Below are 16,289 nucleotides of genomic sequence, written 5' to 3'. Positions count from 1 at the left end.
ATATTATTCCTAATTCTTTAAATAGTATAAATGAGCAGGTGGCATTAATCAAGGTTGCGTTTAGCAGTGATTGTTGGTAAAATCACTATGTTGTAAAAATTAAATATAAGGAAATCGGAGAGAATAAAATGGAAGCATACGGTGGATTCGCACAGGTTTATGATGAATTTATGGACAATGTAGATTATCATCAATGGTGTGATTATGCAGCAAAGTTATTAGCAAAATATGGTGCAAAAGACGGCACTTTGGTTGAAATAGGTTGTGGAACAGGAACGGGTACAATGCTGTTTCACGAAAAAGGTTATAATATGATAGGAATAGATCTTTCCCAGGAAATGCTTGAAATTGCTGAAAGTAAAAAGGAAGAGGAAGAAATCGTGTATGTTTTACAGGATGCAACTAATCTTCAACTTCCATATGCAGTGCCTGCAATGGTGAGCATTGGTGATTCAATGAACTATATTACAGATTATGGTGATTTTACTAAAGTTCTTGAGAGAGTTAATGAGTATTTAGAAGATAACGGAGTATTTGTTTTTGATTTAAAAACAAAGAAGTATTTTTCTGATATTGGTGAGAAAACCATAGCTGAGGACAGGGAAGACAGCAGTTTTATTTGGGAAAATTATTTTGATGAAGAGACAAATATTAATGAATATTATTTGTCAGTATTTGTTAGGGCTGAAGATGGCAGATATGACAAATATGAAGAGGAGCATTTTCAAAGAGGGTATACTTTAAATGAAGTGAAAAAAGCAGTTGAAAAATTAGGACTTAAATTAGAAAAAATATATGAAGCTTTTACTGATAATGAAGGAACTGAAGAAAATGACAGAGTGTACGTGGTAGTTAGAAAAAATTAATGTTGAATAAGGAAAGGAACAACAAAATGGATTATATAGTTAGAGCAGTAGCAGCAGATAAACAGATTAGAGCATTTGCCATTACATCAAGAGAAATGGTTGAAACAGCAAGACAGCATCACAATACAAGTCCAGTTGCAACAGCAGCACTTGGCAGATTATTAACAGGCGGTGCAATGATGGGCGTAATGATGAAGGGGGAAAAGGACATGCTTACTTTAATGATGAAAGGTGACGGTCCAATTAACGGTGTGACAGTTACTGCTGATTCAAAAGGAAATGTAAAAGGCTATGTAGGAAATCCTAATGTACTTATTCCTGCAAATTACGCAGGAAAACTTGATGTAGGTGCAGCAATTGGATACGGAACACTTACAGTAATTAAGGACATGGGTTTAAAAGAACCATATGTTAGTCAGGTGCCTTTGGGAACAAGCGAGGTAGCTGAAGATTTAACATATTATTTTGCATCATCAGAACAGGTTCCTTCTGCTGTAGGATTAGGTGTTTTAATGTCAAAGGATAATACAGTAAAACAGGCAGGTGGGTTTATTGTCCAGCTTATGCCATTTGCTGATGAAGAAGTAATAAATAAATTAGAAGAAAGAGTAAACAACATTAGTTCAGTAACAGAAATGCTTGAAAAAGGAATGACACCTGAGGATATTTTAAAAGAAGTAATGGGTGACATGGATGTTGAATTTACAGATAAAATTGAGACAGGTTTTGTTTGTAACTGCGGTAAGGAAAAAATTGCAAAAGCTTTAGCAGGCATTAGCAAAAAAGATATGGATGAAATTATTAATGACGGTAAGGAAATTGAAGTCAAATGCGACTTCTGCAACACAACATACAAGTTTAGTGTTGAAGAATTACAGACTTTGAGAAAACAGTTCAGATAATTTAGGTGACTAAATACAGTTTAGGTAATTTATGTGATTCAATAGTTTGGGTGATAGGCAGTAGATAGTAAAATAAAATTCTACCGTGAAATTTGAAGAGTTAATTTCAAATTTTAAGTTTGGACTTGCAGCAAAATACTTGCAACAAAATAACAATATATACTGGACTTTCAAACTTTAGAGTGCTAAAATCTAAAAGTAAAGAAACCTGACAATTGAGAGGTATATTATGAGTAAGAATATTAGAAGAACGGAAGTAGATCATTTATTTGAAGCTATACTTACCTTAAAAGATAAGGAAGAGTGTTATACTTTTTTTGAAGACGTGTGTACAATTAATGAATTACTATCAATATCACAGCGATATGAAGTAGCAAAATTATTAAGAGAAGGACAAACATATCTTGATATTTCAAATGCTACAGGAGCATCAACAGCAACTATTAGCCGAGTTAATCGCTCACTTAATTATGGAAACGATGGATATGATTTGGTTCTTGAACGTGTACATGAAAAAGAAGCTGAAAATAAAAACAATTAGGCAAATGTTGAAATGTAAAATAAAGCATATGCGTGATGGCATGTTTGCTGTGTAGAATAAAGAGTATGCGTGGCAATGCATTTTGTATATTATATAATATGGAAAGCAACGTTCTTTATTAAAAAATAATCCCGTAAACGTACAGGTGAAATGTATGTTTACGGGATTGTTGCGTTTGTATTATTTTTCAGTATTTTCTGTATCAGGTAATGAGTCGATTAGTTTTTCAATAACAATTTTTCTAACAAAAGTATCGTAACTTAACATTGTAATCAAGCCCATTGTCTCAAGATATTCTTTGTCCTTAACATCTGCGTCTTTGAAAATTTCACGACATTCATTATATTCAGTTAAAATAGTGTCAGTTAAATTACACTGTTTCGCAAAAGTTAAAAAAGTATTTATTATATTTTCAAGAGGAATTTCCTCATTGTGAAAATATGAATCCAGCAATGGGGTAATAAGTTTATTTACATCATTGATGGAGATAATATTCTTGAAAAAATAAATCATAACGAGAACCATCATATGGTCCTTAGTGTATTTTTTCTTTTCAGGTGATGGAAGCAGACGACTCTTGACATAGTTATTAATCATTGTTTTAGTCATAAGCTTGTCATCTTCGTGCCTTTTAGTATTGGCAAATTTATCATTAAGATAGGTAGTTACCTGATCCATATATAAATCAATGTTTGGAATATCATCAATATTAAAGGTGTCTATATCATCTAGTATCTTTTTAATAAAATCTTCTGAATGCATAACATCTCCTCCTCTCTATAGTATAATACCTAGTAATGAAAACTACAAGATACAAAAAATAAAACTCATCATGCAAAAAATAAATACAAGATGTGAAAAAAGTATAAAAATAATGCATAAAGTAAAAAAATATGTATTAATATGCTTTTCAAAATATGGAGAGATGGTACAAAAAAGGGTTATGTGAAATTATATAATTTGATTAAATAAAATAATTAGAGAAAAATGGGAAATAATTAGGGGATATGATTAGAGAAAAAAACAAAAAGAAAGAATTTAAATTGTAAAAAATGAATTTATTTATTATTAGGATTATGTTAGAATAGAGAGACAAACATTTGTTTGATTTTTATATGACGAGGTTTATAAATGAACAAAATATATGATACTTTAAATGACATGCAGCAGATGGCAACTTTTCACACAGATGGACCGTTGTTGATTCTGGCTGGTGCAGGCTCAGGAAAAACAAGAGTTCTTACTCATAGAATTGCATATTTAATAGAAGAAAAAAGTGTGAATCCATACAACATTATGGCAATTACATTTACCAACAAGGCGGCAGCGGAAATGAGAAGTAGGGTAAATAAGATTGTTGGTTTTGGTGCTGAGCAGGTTTGGGTTAGCACTTTCCATTCAGCCTGTGTGAGAATTCTTAGAAGATATATAGATAGAATTGGTTATAGCACAGATTTTACAATTTATGATACAGATGATCAGAAACGATTAATTAAGAATATTATTAAGGAACTTAACCTTAACACAAAGATTTACAAAGAAAATGCTATGCTTGGAAAGATATCTGATTTTAAAAACAAGCTTATTACCACAGGTGATGTGGCGGCAATGGCAAGAAATGATTTCAAGATGGTGAATATTTCTAAGATTTATGATGAATATCAGGAAGCCTTGAAGAAAAATAATGCGTTGGATTTTGATGATTTAATAATGAAAACAGTGCAGTTGTTTAACAAGTGTCCGGAAGTTTTGGAAGGGTATCAGAACCGACTTCAGTATATTATGGTGGACGAGTATCAGGATACTAATGCAGCACAGTTTGCGTTTATTAAACAGTTGGCTTCTAAGAATCAGAATTTATGTGTAGTTGGTGATGATGACCAGTCTATTTACAAATTCAGAGGGGCTGATATTACAAATATTTTGCAGTTTGAAAAGTATTTTCCAAATGCAAGGGTGGTCAAACTGGAACAGAATTACCGTTCTACAAAGAACATATTAGAAGCTGCCAATTCGGTTATACACAACAATGCCGGAAGAAAAGACAAGACTCTTTGGAGTGACAATGAGCAGGGAGATAAGATTGATTTATATCAGGCAGAAGACGGTTATGCTGAAGCAGAAATGGTTGCAAGTGAGATAAAGGAAAAAGTAGATTACGGAAAAGCAGATTATAATGATTATGCAATTTTGTACAGAACTAATGCACAGTCAAGAGCTTTGGAAGAAAAATTAATGATGAAGAACATTCCTTATAAGATTATTGGTGGTCAGAATTTCTATCAGCGAAAAGAAATTAAGGATATTATTGCATATTTAAGGATTATAAGTAATCCAACAGATGATATTGCAGTAGAGCGAATAATAAATGTTCCAAAAAGAGGAATAGGTGCAACAACTGTTGAGCGTGTGAAGGATTACGCAAGAGCATACGGAATGGATTTGTATGATGCTTTTTTAGAAGTTGAGAATATTCCGGGACTTTCAAGAGCAGTTTCGAAAATTAAAGGATTTACTAATTTAATTGAAGGTTATAAGACAGAAGAATACGAGAATGATATTCTAAAATTAGTAAATGCAATCTTGACAGACACAGGCTATATGGGTGATTTGGTTGCTGAAAATACTGACGAGGCAAATGGCAGAATTGAAAATATTGAAGAATTAATTAATAAAATTATTGAATATGAAGAAAATACTGATGAGCCTGTTTTATCAGAATTTTTGGAAGAAGTTGCTTTAGTGGCGGAAATCGATAACCTTGATGAAGACAGTAGCTATGTTGTGTTAATGACAGTTCACAGTGCAAAGGGATTGGAATTTCCGTATGTATTTTTATGTGGCATGGAAGATGGTCTGTTCCCAGGCTATATGAGCATTATGGCTGATGATGCACAGGAATTAGAAGAAGAGAGACGACTTTGCTATGTGGCAATAACAAGAGCCATGAAACATTTGACAATTAGTTACGCAAAGAAGCGTATGGTTCGTGGAGAAATGCAATATAATATTGTATCAAGATTCGTTAAGGAAATTCCGCCAATGATTGTTAATAGCAAGAATGTGACAGATACAAGAGCAGCAGGTGTTGAGAAGAAGCAACCTTCATTTAGTGGCTTTGGCGGTTATGAAGGTTCACTAAGTCATGGCGGTGGTTATATGGGAAGTTCTAAGAGATATGGAAGTGATTGGAAAGATAACTCATATCGAGCTATGTCCAAGAAGCCTGCTTATGGTAAACCAAGTAGCAAACCTAGCTTTGGAAAAGAGTTTGTAGTAACCAAAGCTGACATAGATTATCATGTGGGAGATAGAGTGAAGCACATGAAGTTTGGTGAAGGAACAGTGCTTGGAATTGAGGATGGACCAAGAGATTATCAGGTAACAGTTAATTTTGATTTAGTAGGTCAAAAGGTTATGATGGCATCATTTGCTAAACTTAAAAAAGTGTAGTAAAAGACCATGATTGATGATATAATATTACTATTAAAAACGAAATTAAACAAAAAGAGGTGAATAATATGGACGAATTAATGAAGGGTGTAAAAATCGGAAAACTCATTGGAAAAGATGAGAAGAAGGAAACTTGCAAAATCGTAGCAGTTGTTCTTGGTGTTATCGCAGCAATTGCAGCAGTAGCAGGTGCAGCTTATGGAATTTATAGATTAATTAACAAAGATTATTATGATGATTTCGAAGATGACTTTGATGATTTATTTGATGAAGATGAAGAAGATGAAGATGATTTTGAAGATTAATCGTTTTTCTTTGAATAGTTAATCTTTATGAAAGAGTTTCAATATTGGTATGTTTCTTATGGAAAAATTTTTATTATAGATTTTTTATTTGAAAGTATCATTTTGAAACTCTTTCTTTGTAAAAATAAAGGATTAAGTTAAAATTCTATTTTGGTAAATTAATAAAAATCAGTTAAAAATTTGATTGATAAAAGAAAAGAAGTAAGTTAGAAGATTAGTAAAAAAATCAGATAAAGGGAACCAGTTAAAAAATAGCAAACAAATTGTTAAGTGATATTGGTTGTAAAAATAATATTAATAGATTAGTTGATACTTTAGTATTTTAGAGAAAGGAGAGTAATCCATTGTCTGTAAAGAATGGTGGATTATGCAAGATTATATAGATGAAAAAAGGTGTTGAATACACAGGAAAAGTTGTGGGACTTACATTTCCTAATAAGGGAAAAGTTGATTGTGGAGAAGAAGGAATGGCAGTAGTTAAAGGAACAGTACCGGGACAAACTGTCAAATTCGTAGTTTCAAAAAAGAGATCAGGAAATGCCATTGGAAGATTAAAGGAAGTTGTTGAAAAATCTGAACTTGAAGATGTTTCTCCAAAGTGTCCGCATTTTGAATTTTGCGGTGGCTGTTCTTATCAGACAATGAGCTATGACAACCAGTTAAAATTAAAGAAAGATACAGTTAAGGGAATTCTTGATAACGCAATTAATGAGTCATACGAATTTCAGGGAATTTTGCAAAGTCCATTGCAGTGGGAGTATAGAAACAAGATGGAATTCTCTTTTGGAGATGAAGTAAAAGATGGTCCACTTGCTCTTGGAATGCATAAGCGCAATAGTTTCCATGATATTGTGACAGTAGATGAGTGTCAAATTGTAGATAGTGATTACAGAAAAATTCTTGATGCTGTGTTGGAATTTTGTGCCGGTAAAGAATTACCTTTTTACAAAAAATTACGTCATGAAGGATATTTAAGACACCTTTTGGTAAGAAGAACAACAGTTACAAAACAGTTACTTGTTGCGGTGGTCACAACATCGGACAAGGAAATGGAAGAGAAGGCAAACTGGACTGAGTTAGTTGAAATTTTAAAGAACCTTGATTTGTCAGCAAAACTTTGCGGAGTAATACATATTATTAATGACGGTTTAGCTGATGTGGTTCAAAGTGACGAAACAAGAATTTTATTTGGTGATGAATATATTTATGAGGAGTTGCTTGGATTAAGATTTAAGATTTCAGTTTTCTCATTTTTCCAGACAAATTCTTTAGGAGCAGAAGTTCTTTATTCTAAAGCAAGAGAGTACATTGGTGACACTAAAGATATGACAGTGTTTGACCTTTATAGTGGGACAGGAACAATCGCCCAGATTATCGCACCTGTTGCTAAAAAAGTAGTTGGTGTTGAAATCGTTGAAGAAGCTGTTGAGGCGGCAAAAGTTAATGCAGGCTTAAACGGTCTTGATAACTGTGAATTTATCGCCGGTGATGTTTTGAAAGTTATAGATGAAATTGAGGACAAGCCGGATATGATTATTCTTGATCCACCACGAGATGGAATTAATCCAAAAGCATTGCAGAAAATAATTGATTTTGGTGTAAATAATTTGGTTTACATAAGTTGTAAACCTACAAGCCTTGCAAGAGATTTAGAAATGTTACAGGAGCAGGGATATAGAGTAGAAAAGGCATGTGCAGTGGATATGTTTCCTAATACAGTGCATGTGGAGACGGTTGTTCTTTTGTCCCAACAAAAACCAGATGACACGATAGAGATCGACTTAGACTTAGATGAGCTGGATGCAACCAGTGCAGAGACGAAAGCGACCTATCAGGAAATCAAAGATTATGTGCTGAAAGAATTTGGCTTGAAGGTTTCAAATTTATATATTTCTCAAATCAAAAGGAAATGTGGAATTGAAGTAGGAGAGAACTATAATCTGCCAAAGACAGAAAATCCAAAAGTGCCACAGTGTCCGAAAGAGAAAGAAGATGCTATCAAGGCTGCCCTGAAATATTTTGCGATGATTTAAGGATATCGCTGATTTCAAGGAGGAATAACACATGAAAAGCACATTTGAAAAAATGGGTGGAACCTACACACTGGGAGCAGACGGAATTTACTATCCGAATCTTGTCAGTACAGATGAAGAACCGCATTATGGAAAATATGGAATAATGCGGAAAACGTATCTGAAAGAGCATTGTCCGGCAATGTATTCACTGTATATGTTGGAAGACAGACTGGTGGAACATCTGAATCTTGTGGAAGATGAAGCGCAGGAGAGAATGGAAGTTCTGGTGCATCAGATGATGGAGAGGCAGGGCATTACGGAAGAAATGAAAGCTCGTGACCAGATGGAATGGGTTAGGGCGGTAAATGGTATTCGTAATATGGCAGAAGAGATTGTGTTAAAAGAATTGATTTACAGGTAAATAAAGAGCTGAACAGGTAGGAAGAAAACTCCTATTTGTTCAGCTTCTGCATTTGTAAGGGTTCAAAGAAGAATCAAATTACAATTCCATATCAGGTGACCATTTCTAAGTTCCGGAAGGTTGTTTTTTTCTGCCATGGTTATAAGTTACACAGATTTAATTACTTCATAGTATGGCTTAAAAAATATCCGAATATAACTTCACAGAAATAATTATAATGGGGAGATTATTTGATATATTTGTGCTAATATTCTGCAATTCTACTGCTAGTCGATTGATTTATGCGTACTCCCATTATAATATGTGTGCAGGAGGTGGATGTATGTATCAAATTAGTAATGAAAAATTCGGTTTATTTGTAACCGAATTAAGAAAGAAAAAGAATTTAACTCAAAAGGATTTGGCTGAAAAATTATATGTATCAGATAAAACGGTCAGCAAATGGGAACGTGGTCTTAGTATGCCTAATGTCGTATTACTCATACCAATAGCTGATATATTAGATGTTACCGTTACAGAATTGTTACGTGGAGAAAAAATAGATACACAGAAAAATATTGATACAAAAGAAGTCGAGGAATTGGTAGTAGGCTCTCTCGATATGGCTGTTAGGAATTCTATTCATCAGCATAGAAAAAACTGGATATTAGCATATTTGCTATGCTTTTTAATATCTATTACAGAAATTATTATGTTAGTCGTATCTGGGAATTCAATAGCTGAGATGAAAGATGATATATTGCTGGTTACAGGGTTAATGCTTTTATTTGGTGCATGGTTTTGTTTCTTTGCCAAAGACATATTACCAACATATTATGATGCAAACAAGATAAATTATGTTTCACAAGGAATTTTTAGAATACATCTAGTTGGTTTATCCTTTAACAACGGAAATTGGATGTACATCTGTACAACTTTAAAAATTTGGACACTTGCAACGGTTGTTCTATATCCTCTTGCAGGTATTATAATAATCAATTGTCTCAATATAGCTTTATGGGATATTTTAAGTAAAATTTTCTTAATTATGATATTAGGTGGTATGGTAGTTTCGATTTACATTATCGGGAAAAAATACGAATAATTAAATTACCTGTTATCGTTGTGGATATTACTAATTTACAACATTCTTCATGGGAAATAAGAAATGATGCAGAAGAGATTGTGTTAAGCGAATTAGCATACATTTAGAACGTGGAAAGCTCCTTCGGGAGCTTTTTTCTGGTTTTTGCTGGGTATCAAGAAAGTATATAGAAAATGCATTAATCATATGGTATGATTTGAACAGAAGATAGAATCTTAGGAAGCAAGAAGATTTTTGAGGAATGTAACTTAGAAGTTATAGAATTAAGTTAATCGTGCCATATGGCTTGATTATAAACGCAAAGATAAAAACGCAACGTACATCTTTGATGTGCCAGAGCCGGTAGGTAGCCCGGCCGTCCTATATAAATAGGGTAAGTAACCTGCCCCTCCGGGTTGTCCATTCTTTGTTCAATCAATTTTAGGAGGGATTCTTATGGACAAAGTAAATGGAAAGCTGACAGTATTTTTTGAAGAGCCGTTTTGGGTGGGAATCTTTGAACGCATCGAAGATGGTAAACTATCTGTGGCAAAGGTAACATTTGGTGCAGAGCCAAAAGATTATGAAGTACAGGAATATATTCAAAAGTGCTATTTCAGTTTGAAATTCAGTTCGGTTGTTGAAACTGTTGTAAAGGATATCAAAAGAAATCCGAAACGGATGCAGCGGGAAGTAAAGAAGCAGATGCTGGAAATAGGCATTGGTACAAAATCGCAACAGGCGTTGAAATTACAGCAGGAACAGAACAAGCAGGAACGCAAAGAGAAAAGACGCAAGAAAAAAGAGGCAGAAGAGCAGCGAATGTTTGAACTGAAACAGCGAAAGAAAAGAGAAAAGCATAAGGGACATTAAAGTCCCTTGGCCTTTTACTCAAATCGAAAAGTGTTGAATAAAGCTTTCGGGAGGTGTTTCTATGAAGAAAAAAGTACTTGCAATTATGTTAGTCGCCATGTCAATCATGTTGATTTCAGCGTGCGGAAAAAAAGAAAAATTGTACGAAATTCCTGATTTATCGCAGTATAAGACAGATTATGTAGGAGATTCTTCAAATGTTATAAATATTGTAAGCGGTCAAGAGTATCCAGAGGGATACTCATATGACAGTATAGAGATACAGTCTGAAACAGAGCCTTATGGATTAACAGTTTTTCTAAAAGATGAGCCGTCGGCAGTCAAACTTGAAGATCAATTGCAGGTTAATGCAGATATGACATTTGACTTGATTGGTAATTTGGGAACAATTGATTATAAAACAGCAGATAGCAAAGAAATTATTGCATCATATGAACGGTGATATATTTTTAGTCAACTTTTAGACAATTTGAAGAACGGAATATAAAAAGGCGTATGGAAGTTTTAAATCCATACGCTTTTTTGAAAAAAACTCATTTTTGAACAAGAGATTTGTAAGAACATATTATCTATTCAAAGACGGTTACAATTCCATATCATGTGATTTTTTCTTAGATTGAGCAGGCTGATTTCGCCGTATTTCCCGTTTCCTCTGATATTTCAGTTCCCATGCACGATGGGAGAAGACATCAGGATCTTCCACATTGAGATAATCCACCTCATTGGCTGCAATATCACGACGGTGATAGTCATAATATTTACCGAAAGTACCTTTAAGCTGTTCGATCAGCTTATCCCGAAAATCAGGACGTATCTGGATTCTGGTGTCCAGCAATTCTGTGTATTGTTCTGGATCAGGACGAAATTTTTCTTCCCGGAAAGCAACGGCGTCTTTTTCAAGCTGTTTTTTAAGGGAGATGTCCTGAGAATCAAGAATATCAAGATTGTTATTCATCTGGTCATATTTCTTGGATAGATTCATCATATCTTTATCAGTAGAGCATTGTGCCTGGAAGATTAGCTGCTCTTTCCTTGATTTCAGTTCTTCAATTTCTTCGGTAACAGTTGTAAGCTGCTGATTCAATTTTATATGCTGGATGGGATTCAAAATACTGGTTTTCTCTTTTTCTACATTCAGCTCTTTCCGTTCTGTAACTTTAGCTTTGAGTTTCTTTTTAACGGTGTTGTATTTATTCAGTATTGGATTAAAATGATTCATCCAATCATGAATTACTTCTTTTTGCATCTCATTATGAAGTAAATGATATTGTGTAAAGATCATATGATTTCGGATAGTTTCCATTGTTTCTGCAATTACAGGAATAGAATTTTTGACAGCTTGAGCCAGTTTCTCTACCTGAGCTTTTAATTCCCGGAGCATTTGGTTATCTGCACGAATCTGGCGGTTGATTTCACAGCGGTCAGCTATCATTCCTTTCTTTTCCATGTTTTGAGCAATATAGCCTTCGTGGATGGTCGGCTGTTCGGTGATTCCCTGATCTGCAAAGCTGCGGTGATCAATGGATGCATTTATCTGATTGTGGGCAAGCATTTCATTTACAGTATCTGCCCAGTTTGCTCTCCAGATACAGAGTTGCTCATCACTGTTCCATTGTTCAGAAATGGGATTCTGTCTGCCATAGCGGCTGCTTTTTGGATGCTTGTCGATGCGGTCATAGCCTTTTTCCTGTGCGACAGATGCGGTCATATAAACTTTCTTTTTCCCAACTTTATATCTGTATTGCTTTTCCCAGCCATCTTTTTGAGCAGCTTTGAATTCAGTAGCTGTAAATCCTTTTTCTTCTCCATTTTTTATGCAGAGATATTCTTTTTCTGTTTTATACTGCCATGTTCCGTTTTCGTTCAGTGGACGGACGGTAAGCAGAATGTGTGCATGAGGATTGTGTCCATCCGTATCGTGAATAGCAAAGTCAGCGCACATGCCCATATCTACAAAGTTCTTTTGAATAAAATCTTTTAGAAGAGAAATATTACTGTCCTTATCTAATTCAACGGGAAGTGCGACAACAAATTCCCTTGCCAGTCGGCTGTCTTTTGTTTTTTCTGCAGCTTCCACAGCATTCCAGAGTTGTTCACGGTCTTTCCATTCTGGTGAAGCCATCGGTGGAAGCAATACTTCCTGATAAATGAGTCCATGCTTTCTGGTGTAATCATGCTGGATGCCATCGTAATCATTGTACATCCGGCTGCAGCTCATATAAGCAGAAGCTGCGACAGCGGAACGTCCGGAACCACGGCTGACAACTTTGGCTTGCATATGATAAATTGCCATATCTGGCACCTCCTTTCGATGTTGCCTGCAACAGCGGAAAAGCCCTCGGCAGAGCGCACGAGCCCCGTAGGGGATACCACCGCCCGATTTATCGGGTGGTGAGTAAGTGCGCCCTTCGGGAGTAGAACTTGTGCGTTTACATTCCTCGTAGCCGGATTATCAGCTCCCGTTTCAGGGAATCCAAATCCATTTCTTTAATATGGGGAACAATACTTTCCAAAATGGCTCCTTCCTGGACTAATCGGTGTGTTCTGGCATCACGTTCTTTTTTGCGATTTCTTGCTTCGGCTTCTTCTTGGCGGTGTCTTGCCTGTAAAAGTGCTTTTTCTTCCGGTGTCATGATTTTTTTATCTGCCATATCTGGCACCTCCTTTTTATGCCCGTATCCGGGCAGTATTGGTTTTAAAATCTTATGGTTTGGTACTATAGTTTCGGATAACTGACAGTGGCATGTTTCTGGTGATAAATAAGGAAAGAAAGTAGTACCACTGTCAGTGAAGAATAATTATCGTGTTATGCTTCTTTGCTTCAGTTCTGGTTCGGAGCATGATTGTTTAACAGAATTCTTTTTGCCTGTTTTAAATTAGCTGTTGCATTGTCCTGACGAATATTCCGGTTATTGATACGGACAGGAATACATCTCTCCAGAATACGGTCATAAATTCGTTTGTGTGCGATATCAGCGGCGTTATTCAGCTCTGATAAAGTGAGATTGGTCGTTATGATCAGGGGCTTTTTACTGCGGTAACGACTGTCGATCACATTGAATACCTGTTCCAGTGCAAAGTCAGAGTTCCGCTCAATTCCGAGATCATCAATAATCAGAAGACTGTAGCGGTTTAAGCTGTTGATGAACTGGTTTCTGTCTTCAAAATGCATTCCGGTAAGGGTATTTAGAATTCGGGAAAAGTTGGTCATCAGTACAGGAACGCCTTTTTCCAGAAGGGCATTGGCAATGCAGCCTGCAAAAAAAGATTTTCCAGTACCGACATCACCCCAGATGAGAAGTCCGGAAGCATTTGCTCTCATCTCTTCCCAGTTGCTTACATAATTGTGTGCCAGTTTTATTTCCGGATTGATGCCGTTATCCCTGGCAAAAGTGTAGTCATAGAGTGCTTTGTCCTGTAAGCCGCTGGTTTTAAGATGCTCTATTTCCATTTGTTTTTCATGAAGTTTTCTCTGGGCTTCTTCCTGCTCAAAGATTTCCTGCTGGCATTTACAGCGGATGGAAGGAATAAGAACCTTTCCCTGTAATTCATGCCTGCATTGCCTTGGCGTATTGCATTTGGAACAGTAGATCAGGTGGTCTGTTTCGTTAAAATATTCATCAGACTGAAGCTCTCTGTTTGGGGTTATAGCTGTTGGTTTTTCTATAAATTTTGTCATAATGTTTCGTATTCCTCACTTTCGTAATTTCGTTGTCGGGAAGCAGGATGATCCTGTCTTGCCCAACTGATGATGGTAGCTGCGTGGTTCTGATATTGCTTTCCGGTAGAAGCCATATAACCGGATAAGCGTTCAATATAATCCTTCCAGTCAGGGATTGTCTGCCGGATATCTTCAAGCTCTTTTTCTGACAGAAAAACATTTTGAAATTTTCCATAGGGTGAGAGTGGCTCCTTACTCCCTCTTATTGCTAAATTGTTCTTTTTTATCTCTTTCTTATTACCAGACAGTTTTCTGTCTGTATCAGGGAAAGAATCCTGTCTGTCAATAGGACAGTTTTCTGTCTGTCTTAGGGAAAGAAATCTGTCTGTATAGTGGATGGTTTCTTTTGGGAGTTTTACATAAATCCGATTGGGCTGTCCGGGACCCTGCCGTTTTCGGAAGATAAGCTCCTGTTTTTCCAGTACTGCCAGAGCAGTTTTAACCGTCATCTGGCTTTTGTGGAGAACTTCTGCCAGTGCTTCAATCGTAAAGTAAATGAACACATGACCGTCTGTATCTGACCACCCCTCATTTTTCTGGGAAAGCCTTGCCCGGTCGAGCAGGATAATATAAAGCATTTTGGCAGTTTCGTTTATTTCCATGTCCAGAAGGAAACGGGGAAACATCATATAAGATGGCAGGTTGGTGTCTGCTGTCAGAAAGTCAGTCATGTGTTCACCTCCAATCAAAAGGGTTTATTCCCCAAGAAAATCCCAGTCTACATCACTATCTGGCTGTGAATTTTCAGGTGCTGGAAAGGATGCCCTGATTTGGGGCTCCCTTTGCGCCATGCCTGCAGTCAGTCCGGAAAGAAAAAGTGGCAATGCCTGTTTCAGACTGTTTTCCACTGCATCTACAATCTGTTTCACAAAAAGTTCTTCCCGTTCTCTTGTTTCCAGATAAGGATCAGCCTGTGTGCGGTAGTAGCGGTCAAAATAATCTACCAGTGCAAGAGAGATTACCTGACTGTAAGATTTAAAATCCTGCCTGTCCATCGTCTGTAAATATTCCCAGGCTCTCCGTTGCTGTTCTTTGTCCAGATTAAAGCGCAGGTTTGTGTTGCGGATATTGTTCTGCATGGTTTATCCCCTCCTTTTCAGGCTCATATAAGCCAGAGATTCGTAACCTTTGGCGGTGGCGCAGATGTCATCAATGATGGTGACTCGTAATTTGTCATACGTTCCGAAGTTACGGATCAGACATCCACCGCCGCCAACTACATACAGGCGCATTAGGTCAGGATTGTATTCATATTTGCGGAGTGTGGAAAAAAGTTCTGCCACATACTGTCTGGCAATAGAACTGATACAATCCATATATGGTGCTGAAATGTCAGCTGTTCCAAACCGCAGAATCTGTTCTACTGTAGATTCTTCAATCTTCACTCCAAATTTGTCCAGAACAGCGTTCTTTGCAGCAATCATGCATTGGTTTACACCAAGTTTTTCTGTCCAGCATCGGCTTTCTTGTGCTTTCTTATTGTTGATATACAGAATGTTCATGGTTCCGTTTCCGATATCTGCAAGGAGATTAGTTCCCTTGAAATTTCCAAGGTGGTTTACAATAGCCGGATATCCCTGTGGGTAAAGGCTACATCCCACAAAGCGGAGATGATATTCTTTGCCGTTGAAACGGTAATGGACTTCTGGATTCTGGAGCAGATAGGAACGAAAAGCTTCTCTTTGATTTCTGATCCATGTCAGAGGAAGTCCGGCAGCCAGATGAACATCTGCTTCACGGATGGAAAAGACATTCAGTTCCCTTGCAATAGCCATTAGCGTCAGAAGATAATATTCTTCGTCCATAGCTTTATCCGGGATAAATTCTTTGTGTCCTTCGCCGATCCGGTAGTAAATGCCGTTGTATTCCAGAATATTCCCGGTGAAGATTGGTTCAGTTTCATAGGCTTTGATGCCGGTTGGGGTGACGGTGTTTGCTGTTTTCATATTGCCGTAGCCATGATCTACAGCAATGATTTTGGTGTTTCTGAGTTCTCGCATAAAAAATACCTCCGTTTTCGTATTGATTGATTCAGCAGGTCGTACCGGTGTGGTACTGCTCTGCTGTGGGATAAGCATACGAAAATCGGAGGAAAAAGGCATTGAGGGGAAATTGAGCAGGAATTGAGA

At 36.4% G+C, this 16,289-nt stretch carries 17 protein-coding genes; 10 read left to right on the top strand and 7 right to left on the bottom strand.

Features of this window, described 5'->3' with window-relative positions; all coding sequences use genetic code 11:
- Positions 1-128 precede the first annotated feature (128 nt).
- The 3 genes from DW006_RS00255 (at position 129) to DW006_RS00245 (ending at position 2,309) form a co-directional block, all read left to right on the top strand.
- A complete protein-coding gene (locus tag DW006_RS00255; protein WP_117998332.1) occupies positions 129-866 on the top strand; it encodes a class I SAM-dependent methyltransferase in 738 nt (245 codons plus the stop codon).
- A gap of 26 nt (positions 867-892) precedes the next feature.
- Entirely contained in the window at positions 893-1,768 is an 876-nt protein-coding gene (gene hslO, locus DW006_RS00250) for an Hsp33 family molecular chaperone HslO (protein ID WP_117998718.1), read from the top strand.
- Between the two features lie 229 nt (positions 1,769-1,997).
- Positions 1,998-2,309: a YerC/YecD family TrpR-related protein gene (locus DW006_RS00245; RefSeq protein ID WP_117998328.1), complete on the top strand. Its 312-nt coding sequence runs from the start codon at positions 1,998-2,000 to the stop codon at positions 2,307-2,309.
- Between the two features lie 180 nt (positions 2,310-2,489).
- Here the strand turns inward: DW006_RS00245 and DW006_RS00240 are convergent, their stop codons facing one another.
- Positions 2,490-3,071, bottom strand: a complete 582-nt coding sequence (locus tag DW006_RS00240) for a DUF1836 domain-containing protein (RefSeq protein WP_117998325.1) — start codon at positions 3,069-3,071, stop codon at positions 2,490-2,492.
- A 369-nt stretch (positions 3,072-3,440) separates the two neighbouring features.
- Here DW006_RS00240 and pcrA point away from each other — a divergent pair, with 369 nt between their 5' ends.
- The 7 genes from pcrA to DW006_RS00205 all read left to right on the top strand — a co-directional run bounded on the left by pcrA (position 3,441) and on the right by DW006_RS00205 (position 10,881).
- A complete protein-coding gene (gene pcrA / locus DW006_RS00235; protein WP_117998321.1) occupies positions 3,441-5,762 on the top strand; it encodes a DNA helicase PcrA in 2,322 nt (773 codons plus the stop codon).
- Positions 5,763-5,830: 68 nt separating this feature from the next.
- Positions 5,831-6,067 carry a hypothetical protein gene (locus DW006_RS00230; protein ID WP_022164518.1) on the top strand — a complete coding sequence of 79 codons (237 nt, stop codon included), beginning with the start codon at positions 5,831-5,833 and terminating at the stop codon, positions 6,065-6,067.
- Positions 6,068-6,450: 383 nt separating this feature from the next.
- Positions 6,451-8,100: a 23S rRNA (uracil(1939)-C(5))-methyltransferase RlmD gene (gene rlmD / locus DW006_RS00225; protein ID WP_117998318.1), complete on the top strand. Its 1,650-nt coding sequence runs from the start codon at positions 6,451-6,453 to the stop codon at positions 8,098-8,100.
- Positions 8,101-8,131: 31 nt separating this feature from the next.
- Positions 8,132-8,503: a TnpV protein gene (locus tag DW006_RS00220; protein ID WP_117998315.1), complete on the top strand. Its 372-nt coding sequence runs from the start codon at positions 8,132-8,134 to the stop codon at positions 8,501-8,503.
- Between the two features lie 322 nt (positions 8,504-8,825).
- Complete coding sequence (locus tag DW006_RS00215; protein WP_024853912.1) at positions 8,826-9,587, top strand: helix-turn-helix transcriptional regulator; 762 nt, start codon at positions 8,826-8,828, stop codon at positions 9,585-9,587.
- Positions 9,588-10,022: 435 nt separating this feature from the next.
- Complete coding sequence (locus tag DW006_RS00210) at positions 10,023-10,439, top strand: YjdF family protein (RefSeq protein WP_005335528.1); 417 nt, start codon at positions 10,023-10,025, stop codon at positions 10,437-10,439.
- Between the two features lie 61 nt (positions 10,440-10,500).
- Positions 10,501-10,881 carry a DUF4825 domain-containing protein gene (locus DW006_RS00205; protein ID WP_117688327.1) on the top strand — a complete coding sequence of 127 codons (381 nt, stop codon included), beginning with the start codon at positions 10,501-10,503 and terminating at the stop codon, positions 10,879-10,881.
- A gap of 141 nt (positions 10,882-11,022) precedes the next feature.
- On the opposite strand, the gene mobQ is transcribed toward DW006_RS00205, so the two are convergent.
- The 6 genes from mobQ to DW006_RS00175 all read right to left on the bottom strand — a co-directional run bounded on the left by mobQ (position 11,023) and on the right by DW006_RS00175 (position 16,160).
- Entirely contained in the window at positions 11,023-12,732 is a 1,710-nt protein-coding gene (gene mobQ, locus DW006_RS00200; protein ID WP_117688328.1) for a MobQ family relaxase, read from the bottom strand.
- A 136-nt stretch (positions 12,733-12,868) separates the two neighbouring features.
- The gene (locus DW006_RS00195) at positions 12,869-13,090 is read right to left on the bottom strand and encodes a DUF3847 domain-containing protein (RefSeq protein WP_005348485.1); all 222 of its coding nucleotides are present in this window, start codon (positions 13,088-13,090) and stop codon (positions 12,869-12,871) included.
- 170 nt (positions 13,091-13,260) lie between these two features.
- A complete protein-coding gene (locus DW006_RS00190; RefSeq protein ID WP_055214936.1) occupies positions 13,261-14,118 on the bottom strand; it encodes an ATP-binding protein in 858 nt (285 codons plus the stop codon).
- On the bottom strand, positions 14,115-14,831 hold the full coding sequence (locus DW006_RS00185; RefSeq protein WP_015528529.1) for a replication initiator protein A: 717 nt from the start codon (positions 14,829-14,831) through the stop codon (positions 14,115-14,117). Before DW006_RS00185 ends, DW006_RS00190 begins: the two co-directional genes overlap by 4 nt.
- A gap of 24 nt (positions 14,832-14,855) precedes the next feature.
- A complete protein-coding gene (locus tag DW006_RS00180; RefSeq protein ID WP_005348488.1) occupies positions 14,856-15,239 on the bottom strand; it encodes a hypothetical protein in 384 nt (127 codons plus the stop codon).
- 3 nt (positions 15,240-15,242) lie between these two features.
- Positions 15,243-16,160 carry a ParM/StbA family protein gene (locus DW006_RS00175; RefSeq protein ID WP_117688329.1) on the bottom strand — a complete coding sequence of 306 codons (918 nt, stop codon included), beginning with the start codon at positions 16,158-16,160 and terminating at the stop codon, positions 15,243-15,245.
- Between the last annotated feature and the right edge of the window lie 129 nt (positions 16,161-16,289).

Origin of the sequence: Eubacterium sp. AF36-5BH, from assembly GCF_003460505.1 — a bacterium.
In the GTDB taxonomy this organism is placed as follows: Bacteria; Bacillota; Clostridia; order Lachnospirales; family Lachnospiraceae; genus Eubacterium_G.
This window is presented reverse-complemented; position numbering and strand designations above follow the sequence as displayed.

Bases quoted from the DNA above. Each gene is read 5' to 3' on its own strand.
- DW006_RS00255 (WP_117998332.1), top strand. From the start codon at position 129: ATGGAAGCATACGGTGGATTCGCACAGGTTTATGATGAATTTATGGAC.
- hslO (WP_117998718.1), top strand. From the start codon at position 893: ATGGATTATATAGTTAGAGCAGTAGCAGCAGATAAACAGATTAGAGCA.
- DW006_RS00245 (WP_117998328.1), top strand. From the start codon at position 1,998: ATGAGTAAGAATATTAGAAGAACGGAAGTAGATCATTTATTTGAAGCT.
- DW006_RS00240 (WP_117998325.1), bottom strand. From the start codon at position 3,071: ATGCATTCAGAAGATTTTATTAAAAAGATACTAGATGATATAGACACC.
- pcrA (WP_117998321.1), top strand. From the start codon at position 3,441: ATGAACAAAATATATGATACTTTAAATGACATGCAGCAGATGGCAACT.
- DW006_RS00230 (WP_022164518.1), top strand. From the start codon at position 5,831: ATGGACGAATTAATGAAGGGTGTAAAAATCGGAAAACTCATTGGAAAA.
- rlmD (WP_117998318.1), top strand. From the start codon at position 6,451: ATGAAAAAAGGTGTTGAATACACAGGAAAAGTTGTGGGACTTACATTT.
- DW006_RS00220 (WP_117998315.1), top strand. From the start codon at position 8,132: ATGAAAAGCACATTTGAAAAAATGGGTGGAACCTACACACTGGGAGCA.
- DW006_RS00215 (WP_024853912.1), top strand. From the start codon at position 8,826: ATGTATCAAATTAGTAATGAAAAATTCGGTTTATTTGTAACCGAATTA.
- DW006_RS00210 (WP_005335528.1), top strand. From the start codon at position 10,023: ATGGACAAAGTAAATGGAAAGCTGACAGTATTTTTTGAAGAGCCGTTT.
- DW006_RS00205 (WP_117688327.1), top strand. From the start codon at position 10,501: ATGAAGAAAAAAGTACTTGCAATTATGTTAGTCGCCATGTCAATCATG.
- mobQ (WP_117688328.1), bottom strand. From the start codon at position 12,732: ATGGCAATTTATCATATGCAAGCCAAAGTTGTCAGCCGTGGTTCCGGA.
- DW006_RS00195 (WP_005348485.1), bottom strand. From the start codon at position 13,090: ATGGCAGATAAAAAAATCATGACACCGGAAGAAAAAGCACTTTTACAG.
- DW006_RS00190 (WP_055214936.1), bottom strand. From the start codon at position 14,118: ATGACAAAATTTATAGAAAAACCAACAGCTATAACCCCAAACAGAGAG.
- DW006_RS00185 (WP_015528529.1), bottom strand. From the start codon at position 14,831: ATGACTGACTTTCTGACAGCAGACACCAACCTGCCATCTTATATGATG.
- DW006_RS00180 (WP_005348488.1), bottom strand. From the start codon at position 15,239: ATGCAGAACAATATCCGCAACACAAACCTGCGCTTTAATCTGGACAAA.
- DW006_RS00175 (WP_117688329.1), bottom strand. From the start codon at position 16,160: ATGCGAGAACTCAGAAACACCAAAATCATTGCTGTAGATCATGGCTAC.